The organism is Cupriavidus sp. 05N39 (genome assembly GCF_056397325.1).
In genome coordinates this window covers 1-7,766 of the sequence record NZ_JBFTNE010000176.1, presented here as the reverse complement: position 1 = coordinate 7,766, position 7,766 = coordinate 1, and the positions used below count along the sequence as shown (strand labels likewise).

The following is a 7,766-nucleotide window of genomic DNA, read 5'->3' as shown; positions in this document are numbered from 1 at the left end:
CCGATGCTGCATGTGAAAGGGAATATCCAGTATGGCGGACGGGCGGGAAGGACCAAAGTGATTCTTGTCCTACCGGCGGGGTGCCTGCTGTAATCGCTTGTCGTGTCACGGCGCCGCGTTGGCGCCGGTTCCGTCCCCGCCCAAGATCAGGCGCGCTGAACCGACCCCATCCTGATTGCCATTGATGACCGATACATCTCCGTTCTTCATCCTCACCGGCGGCCCCGGCGCCGGCAAAACCACCTTGATCGCCGAACTGGCGCGCCGGGGATACGCTACCTCGGACGAGGTCGGGCGCGAGATTATCCAGGAGCAAACGCTGGTGAACGGCCCCGGCCTGCCGTGGGTGGATCCGCGCTTGTTCGCCGAGTTGATGCTGTCGCGCGAGATGCGCAACCACCGGGCGCATGCGGGCCGGGTCGAACCGGTGTTTTTCGATCGCGGCGTGCCGGATGTGGCCGGCTACCTGAGCCTGTCGGGTTTGCCGGTGCCGCCGCATATCGACGCCGCCGCGCGATTGCTTCGCTATCACCGCTGCGTCTTCATCCTGCCGCCCTGGGAGGATATTTACAGCCGGGATGCGGAACGCCGGCAATCGCCGCAGGAGGCGGCACGCACCTATGACGCCATGGTGAGCGTCTATGCCGGTTACGGCTATGAACTGCTGGAAGTGCCGCGTTTGCCGGCTGCGCGGCGGGCCGACTTCGTCGAGTCGGCCATCCGCCGCTGAGCGCGCGCGGCTGGCGCGAGGATCAGCTTTCCTGGGCTTCCAGCGTGAAGCCCGCGCCATCATCCTGGCGCAGCAGCGTCACCAGGGCGGGCATGGCCGCCTCCAGGGTTTCCTTCAGGCGCCACGGCGGATTGACGATGAACATGCCACTGCCGTGCAGGCCAAGCCCGCCGGAAACCGGATGCTTGACGCGCAGGCTGACGTGCAGCCAGCTTTTGAGCGGCAGCTTCTTCAACTGCACCGGCAACTGCACCGATTCGCGGCGCTGCACTTCGGGATACCAGATGGCGTACATGCCGGTGGCGAAGCGCTGCAGGCCATCCTGCAGGGTCCGCAGCACGCGGGCGTAGTCCTGCTTGTCTTCGTAGGAGGGGTCGATCAGCACCAGCGCGCGGCGGGGGGGCGGCGGCAGGATGGCGTTGATTCCGGTGAAGCCGTCGCCGTCGTAAAGCATGACGCGGCGGCCGGCGCCGCGGAAATTCTCACGCAGCACCTGGATTTCCGTGCTGTGCAACTCGAACAGGCGCAGGCGGTCGGCGTCGCGCAGCATCTGCCAGGCGAGCCAGGGCGAACCGGGGTAGTGCTTCAGGCTGCCGTCCGGATTAAGGGTACGCACCTGTTCCAGGTAGTCCTCGAGCAAGGTCGGCATGGGCCGCTTGGCGGCGGCGGCCTGCCACAGCCGGGCAATGCCGGTTTCGTATTCGCCCTTCTTTTGCGCGTAAGCGTGGTCGAGCGCATAAAGCCCGGCGCCGGCGTGCGTGTCGATATACCAGAAGGGCTTGTCTTTCTGGCTCAACTGCTCCAGCAACTGGACCACGATGGCGTGTTTAAGAACATCGGCGTGGTTGCCGGCGTGGAAGGCGTGACGGTAGCTGAGCATGGCGAGGCGGGAAAAGGGCGTGCCGATGCCGGCCTGGACGGGCCGGCGGCACAGGGCGCTATGCTACCATCGCCGGGCTCTGGCGCTGCCGTACGGCTGTTCGCGGTGCCGCGCGAGACGCTAGCATCCCGGGCGCCTTGGCTCGCCATGGTGCCCCGGCCTGCGCGCCAGCGTCTTGTCCCGACCCATTCCTGTCCGACGTTCTCCGTCCCCTCCTTGTCCAAGTTTTGTCCATGACCCGCGCCTTAGATCTCGCCGAGCCCGTTTTCGCCGCCTCGGGCCCGCCATACTCGCAGCGTTACGGGGATGTCTACCACAGCGACGAGGGTGGCCTGGAGCAGGCCCGGCACGTTTTCCTGGCGGGCAACGGTTTGCCAGGCGCGTGGGGCGGGCGCGACCAGTTCGTAATCCTGGAGGCCGGGTTTGGCCTCGGGCTTAACTTCCTGGCGACGTGGCAGGCGTGGCGGGCCGATCCCGCGCGTTGCCGGCGGCTGCATTTCGTGTCGGTGGAAAAGCACCCGTTCACCAGCGACGGTCTCGCCGCCGTCCACGCCAATTTGCCCGGCCTGGCGGAACTGGCGCCGCTGGCCACGCAGTTGCGGCAGGCATGGCCGCTGACCTTGCCCGGGCTGCACCGGCTGGAATTCGAGGGCGGGGCGGTCGTGCTGACGCTTGCGTTCGGCGATATCGATACCGTGTTGCCAAGGCTGGCGCTGGGCGTCGATGCGTTCTACCTGGACGGCTTTGCGCCCGATCGCAATCCCGATATGTGGCAGCCGCCATTGATGAAGCGGCTCGCCCGGCTGGCGCGTCCGGAGGCCACGCTGGCGACCTATGCGGCGGCCGGTTTTTTCCGGCGCGGCTTGCAGGCAGCTGGCTTCGAGGTGAAGCGGGCGACCGGCTACGGCAGCAAGTGGCATATGACGGTGGCGCGCTTCCCCGCGGCGCGCGGCCAGCGCCGGCATCCCCCGCCAGCCGCCGCTAACTGGCCCGGGCGACACGCCATCGTGATCGGTGCCGGGCTGGCTGGCTGCGCGGTCACGGAGCGCCTGGCCGCACGCGGCTGGCGTGTGACGCTGTTCGACGCGCATGATGGCCCCGCGCGACTGACTTCCGCGCATCGCGCGGCAGCCATGCACCCGCATCTGTCGTCGGACGACAGCCTCCTGTCGCGCTTGTCGCGCGCCGGGAACCTGTTCTCTCTGAGAGCCTGGGAGGCATTGGCCGCGGCAGGGCATGCGCCGGGCTGGCAGGGGTGCGGCGTGCTGCAGATTGGCGCGGACGCGGAGGACGCCCGAATCCAGCGGGCGGCGCTGGCCGCGCTGGGGTTTCCCGAAGCGTTCGCGCGCTGGATGCCGCCCGAGGAAGCCGCGCGCCGGCATGGCGCCGCCRTTCCCCATGGCGGACTCTGGTTCGGGCAGGGCGGCTGGGCGCCGCCGCCCGACATCTGCCACGCGCAACTGGCGCAGGCCGGAGCAGCGGTGACGACGCATTTTGGCCGCCGGGTCGCGCGGCTGGTACGTGCCGCGGATGGCTGGCAGGCCTTGGACGACGCCGGGGCGGTGATGGCGCAGGCGCCGGTGATGGTCCTCGCCAACGCGCACGAGGCGCTGCGCCTGCTGCCGCTGCACCATATGACGATCGACCGCGTGCGCGGGCAGCTGACCACGCTCGAGGCCGCGCAAGTGGAGCAGTTGGGCACCTGGCCGGACTGCGTGGTGACCGGCTCGGGCTATCTGTTGCCAAGGGCCGGCGACGGTAGTGCGCGGGTCGGCTCCAGCTACGAGCCGGCCGCCGAAGGGCAGGGCGAACTCGCCGAGCGCCCGGAAGTGCACGCGGAGAATCTTGCCAAGCTGGGCTTGCTATTGCCGGATCTCGCCGCCGCCGCGGCCCGGCTGAATCCGGCGGCCCTGCGCGGCTACGTTGGCGTGCGCAGTGTTTCACACAATCGCCTGCCGCTGATCGGCCGCATTGCCGATGAGGCGCAGGCCGCGCGCGACGCCGTCGCGCTTCGCGGCGCGCGTCTCAGGGATATCCCTCGTCTTTCCGGGCTCTACGCGGCACTTGCATATGGCTCGCGTGGCCTCACATGGGCGGCACTGGGGGCGGAGTTGCTGGCCAGCCAAATCGAAGGAGAGCCCTTACCGCTCGAACTCGAACTGGCCGAGGCCATCGACCCCGCGCGGCTGCTGGTCCGTGCCTTGCGGCAAGGGCAGGTGGCAAGCGAGGCGGAAGGCGCGGCCGCGCCATCCGAGCCGGTTCCCGGCTAAAAACTGCCGGAACCGAATGAAAACCGTGCGATAATCCCCGTTTTCCGTTTGCGTGGGCCTGCGCCCGGATGCTCCGGGTTCGTCGGTTTTCCGCGCGTACCCGCAGTTTTCGATAGCGCCCGCGTACCGGGCATCGGCATTTGCCGTCGCTTTGCCTGTGTCTTGTCGGGCACGCGAGCGGGGTGCGCTTACGAACACAACAACATTTCTGGATTGGATCAACGACCATGTCGAATGTCATTGAAAACCTTGGCAAACTGGACCGCAAGGTGACCCTGGCCATTCCCAAGGCCGAAGTCGAAAAGGAAAAGCTGGAACGTCTGGTTCGCCTGTCGAAGACGGTGAAGATGTCCGGCTTCCGTCCCGGCAAGGTACCGATGAAGATGGTCGAGAAGCAGTACGGCCAGCAAGTCGAATTCGAAGTCCGCTTCGACAAGGCTGCACGCAAGTTCTTCGACATCACCAAAGAGCAGGATGTGAAGGTTGCCGGCCAGCCGAAGTTCGAGGTCAAGACCGACGGCGTGAACGAAGACGAAGTGGCCTTCGACGCAACCTTCGAGGTCTATCCGGAAGTCAAGCTGGGCGACCTGGCCGGCGCCGAAGTGACCCGCACCAAGACCGAAATCACTGATGCCGAAGTCGACAAGACCATCGACATCCTGCGCAAGCAGCGCGTGCATTACCACACCCGTGGCGAAGCCGGCGAGCACGGCGACGGCGGCGGTGAAGTGGCCGCCCAGAACGGCGACCGCGTGACCCTGGACTTCGTCGGCAAGATCGACGGCGTGGAATTCCCCGGCGGCAAGGCTGACGACTTCGCCTTCGTGCTGGGCGAAGGCCGCATGCTGCCCGAGTTCGAGCAAGCTGCGCTGGGCCTGAAGGTTGGCGAAAGCAAGACCTTCCCGCTGGCGTTCCCCGAGGATTATCACGGCAAGGAAGTGGCCGGCAAGACCGCCGAGTTCACCGTCACGCTGAAGAAAATCGAGTGGGCGCACCTGCCGGAAGTGAACGACGAGTTCGCCAAGTCGCTGGGCATCGCCGACGGCAGCGTCGAGAAGATGCGCGCCGACATCCGCGAAAACCTGGAGCGCGAAGTCAAGCGCCGCACGCACGCCATGCTGAAGGACCAGGTCATGGACGCGCTGCTGAAGGCAAGCGAGCTGGAAGTGCCGAAGGCCCTGATCGAGCAAGACCAGGAGCGCCTGGTGGAAATGGCTCGCCGCGACCTGGAACAGCGCGGCATGCCGAATGCCAAGGACATGCCGATTCCGGCCGAGATGTTCACCCAGCAAGCTGAGCGCCGCGTCAAGCTGGGCCTGATTCTGGCCGAGATCGTCAAGGCTCACGGCCTGGACGCCAAGGCCGACCAGATCAAGGCCGAGATCGAGGACTTCGCCAAGAGCTACGAAGACCCGAAGGAAGTCATGCGCTGGTACTACGGTGACCAGCAGCGCCTGGCCGAGATGGAAGCCTACGTGCTGGAAAACAACGTGGTAAATTTCGTGTGCGACAAGGCCAAGGTCACCGAAAAGACGGTGTCCTTCGAGGAACTGACTGCCGAAGGCAACAACCAGCCTCAGCAGGCCTGAGCCTGGCCCGTGGCCGGAGCGCATGGCGCGCCGGCCACAGCCTTGTCTCTTACCGAACTCCAGGAGAACTTGCATGACCCGCAATGATTTGCTTGACCGTCTGGCTACCACGCAGGCCTCCGCCCTGGAAACGCAGGGACTGGGGCTGGTGCCGATGGTGGTTGAGCAGTCCGGCCGGGGCGAGCGCGCCTATGACATCTACTCGCGCCTGTTGAAGGAGCGGTTGATTTTCATGGTCGGCGAAGTCAACGACCAGACTGCCAACCTGGTGGTCGCACAGCTGCTGTTCCTGGAAAGCGAGAATCCCGACAAGGACATCTCGCTCTACATCAACTCGCCGGGTGGCTCGGTGTCGGCTGGCCTCGCCATCTACGACACCATGCAGTTCGTCAAGCCGGACGTGGCCACGCTGTGCATGGGCATGGCAGCCAGCATGGGTGCGTTCCTGCTGTCGGCTGGCGCCAAGGGCAAGCGTTCGGCGCTGCCCAACTCGCGCATCATGATCCACCAGCCGCTGGGCGGCGCGCGCGGCCAGGCCTCGGACATCGAGATCCAGGCCCGCGAGATCCTGTACCTGCGCGAGCGGCTCAACACGATCCTGTCGGAAGTCACCGGCCAGCCGGTCGAGAAGATTGCCCGCGATACCGATCGCGACAACTTCATGAGCGGCGATCAGGCAGTGGACTACGGCCTGATCGACAAGGTGCTCACCCGCCGTGCCTGACAGACCGGCCCGGCTGCCGCAAGGCGGGCCGGGCAGGGGCCGGGCGGTGATCCTTAGGGTATCGCCGTCCGGCCGCAACGAAGAAGGCTATGCAGAAACGAGGCCTTGTGCCTCGTTTTTTGCTTTTGCCCCACAGCGTGGGGGTCTACCCGCCGCGCCAATTTTTTTGGCGTATGATGCGTTTGAAGCGTATCCCCGCAGCGCTCCGGCACTGCGGCACGCACACTGCTAATGTGACTGATTCCTATGGCGGATAAAAAAGGTTCATCCAGTGAGAAGCTCCTTTACTGCTCGTTCTGCGGCAAAAGCCAGCACGAGGTAAAGAAGCTCATCGCCGGCCCGTCGGTGTTCATTTGCGACGAATGCATCGATCTGTGCAACGAGATCATCCGCGACGAGGCAGCCGCATCCGACAAGGATGCGGGCGCCTCGGCCAAGTCCGATCTCCCCACCCCCCACGAGATCCGCGAGAGCCTGGATCAGTACGTGATCGGGCAGGAGCAGGCCAAGAAGATCCTGGCCGTAGCGGTGTACAACCACTACAAGCGCCTGAAGCACCTCGGCAAGAAGGACGACGTCGAGTTGTCCAAGAGCAACATCCTGCTGATCGGGCCCACCGGCTCGGGCAAGACGTTGCTGGCGCAAACGCTGGCGCGCCTGCTGAACGTGCCGTTCGTGATCGCCGATGCCACCACGCTGACCGAAGCCGGCTATGTCGGCGAGGACGTGGAAAACATCATCCAGAAGTTGCTGCAGAACTGCAATTACGAGGTGGAAAAGGCACAGCGCGGCATTGTCTACATCGATGAGATCGACAAGATTTCGCGCAAGTCGGATAACCCGTCCATCACCCGCGATGTGTCCGGTGAAGGCGTGCAGCAGGCTCTGCTCAAGCTGATCGAAGGTACGATGGCTTCGGTGCCCCCGCAGGGCGGCCGCAAGCATCCGAACCAGGACTTCCTGCAGGTGGATACCACCAACATCCTGTTTATCTGCGGCGGCGCGTTTGACGGCCTGGAAAAGGTCATCATGCAGCGCTCGGACAAGACCGGCATCGGTTTTGCCGCGCAGGTTCAGAGCAAGGAAGAGCGCGAGGCCAGCGAGGTGCTGCCGCAGGTCGAGCCGGAAGACCTGATCAAGTTCGGGTTGATCCCGGAACTGATCGGCCGCCTGCCGGTGGTGGCGACGCTGGCCAAGCTGGACGAGGCCGCCCTGATGCAGATCCTGGTCGAGCCCAAGAACGCGCTGATCAAGCAATACCAGAAGCTGCTGGCGATGGAAGGCGTGGAGCTGGAAATCCGTCCGGCCGCGCTGTCCGCGATTGCCCGCAAGGCGATCCGTCGCAAGACGGGTGCACGCGGCTTGCGTTCGATACTCGAACAGTCGCTGATGGATGTGATGTATGACTTGCCCAATTACAAGGGCGTGCAAAAGGTGGTGATCGACGAGAACACCATCACCGGGGACGCTCCGCCGTTGCTGATGTATGAGGAACAGCCGAAGGTGGCTGGTTCGAACTGACGCGAACGCCGGCGCTTATGACGATCTCAGGCCGGCAGCGAGTCCTAAAGGC

At 65.1% G+C, this 7,766-nt stretch carries 6 protein-coding genes; 5 read left to right on the top strand and 1 reads right to left on the bottom strand.

All coding sequences use genetic code 11. From position 1 onward, the window contains the following. Positions 1-184 precede the first annotated feature (184 nt). Positions 185-730, top strand: a complete 546-nt coding sequence (locus AC1DN0_RS39430; RefSeq protein ID WP_441634887.1) for an AAA family ATPase — start codon at positions 185-187, stop codon at positions 728-730. A 22-nt stretch (positions 731-752) separates the two neighbouring features. On the opposite strand, the gene AC1DN0_RS39425 is transcribed toward AC1DN0_RS39430, so the two are convergent. Continuing rightward, positions 753-1,610, bottom strand: a complete 858-nt coding sequence (locus AC1DN0_RS39425) for a 23S rRNA (adenine(2030)-N(6))-methyltransferase RlmJ (protein WP_045237785.1) — start codon at positions 1,608-1,610, stop codon at positions 753-755. Positions 1,611-1,843: 233 nt separating this feature from the next. Here AC1DN0_RS39425 and mnmC point away from each other — a divergent pair, with 233 nt between their 5' ends. The 4 genes from mnmC (at position 1,844) to clpX (ending at position 7,714) form a co-directional block, all read left to right on the top strand. After that, a complete protein-coding gene (mnmC, locus tag AC1DN0_RS39420) occupies positions 1,844-3,880 on the top strand; it encodes a bifunctional tRNA (5-methylaminomethyl-2-thiouridine)(34)-methyltransferase MnmC2/FAD-dependent 5-carboxymethylaminomethyl-2-thiouridine(34) oxidoreductase MnmC1 (RefSeq protein ID WP_477146524.1) in 2,037 nt (678 codons plus the stop codon). 227 nt (positions 3,881-4,107) lie between these two features. After that, entirely contained in the window at positions 4,108-5,469 is a 1,362-nt protein-coding gene (gene tig / locus AC1DN0_RS39415) for a trigger factor (RefSeq protein ID WP_035870974.1), read from the top strand. Between the two features lie 73 nt (positions 5,470-5,542). After that, on the top strand, positions 5,543-6,193 hold the full coding sequence (gene clpP / locus AC1DN0_RS39410) for an ATP-dependent Clp endopeptidase proteolytic subunit ClpP (protein WP_006160857.1): 651 nt from the start codon (positions 5,543-5,545) through the stop codon (positions 6,191-6,193). A 246-nt stretch (positions 6,194-6,439) separates the two neighbouring features. Then, positions 6,440-7,714, top strand: coding sequence for an ATP-dependent Clp protease ATP-binding subunit ClpX (clpX, locus tag AC1DN0_RS39405; protein ID WP_045237782.1), 1,275 nt, complete (start codon positions 6,440-6,442; stop codon positions 7,712-7,714). The last annotated feature ends 52 nt before the right edge of the window (positions 7,715-7,766 follow it).